This window comes from Marinomonas profundimaris (assembly GCF_000508165.1).
Taxonomy (GTDB): Bacteria; Pseudomonadota; Gammaproteobacteria; order Pseudomonadales; family Marinomonadaceae; genus Marinomonas; species Marinomonas profundimaris.
In genome coordinates this window covers 1-654 of record NZ_AYOZ01000051.1, presented here as the reverse complement: position 1 = coordinate 654, position 654 = coordinate 1, and the positions used below count along the sequence as shown (strand labels likewise).

Annotated in this window: 1 protein-coding gene; it reads right to left on the bottom strand. The window is 47.9% G+C overall.

All coding sequences use genetic code 11. The features are described 5' to 3' along the window. On the bottom strand, positions 1–587 hold a 587-nt coding region (locus tag D104_RS33255), incomplete at its 3' end, for an IS5 family transposase (RefSeq protein ID WP_024024996.1). Positions 588–654 lie beyond the last annotated feature (67 nt).

Genomic DNA, 654 nt, shown 5'->3' with positions numbered 1-654 from the left:
GGCGTCGTGGTGAAGCTGTGAACTAACCCACGCTTTGCATCAACACCGATGTGAGCTTTCATGCCAAAGAACCATTGTTTTCCCTTTTGCGTTTGGTGCATTTCGGGATCGCGTGCATTAGATTTATTTTTGGTGGAACTTGCTGCCTCAATAATCGTCGCATCAACGATTGTCCCTTCTTTAAAGTAGGTGCCAGAATCAGACAGCCATTTGTTTACTTCTTTGAAGAGTTTACGACCCAGCTTATGCTTCTCAAGCAGGTGACGGAAATTCATGATGGTCGTGTGGTCTGGGATCGCACCTTCTAATGATAGGCCAGCAAACAGCCGCATAGAGGTGATCTCGTAAAGGGCATCTTCCATCGCTGGATCACTCATGTTGTACCAGTTCTGCATAAAGTGAATGCGCAGCATGGTAGCGAGAGGGTATGGACGCCGACCATTGCCAGCTTTTGGGTAAAACGGCTCAATCTGAGCTTCGAGCTGTAGCCATGGAATCAGCTCATTCATCCGACCAAGGAAGAGCTCTTTGCGAGTCTTGCGGCGTTTGCTGGTAAATTCGGTATCGGCGAAGGAAAGCTGATTCATGTCATTCGGTCTTGAGGTAATGGTCAGATCGGCATTGTCTCATATTGGGGACTTAATCGCAGTTTCC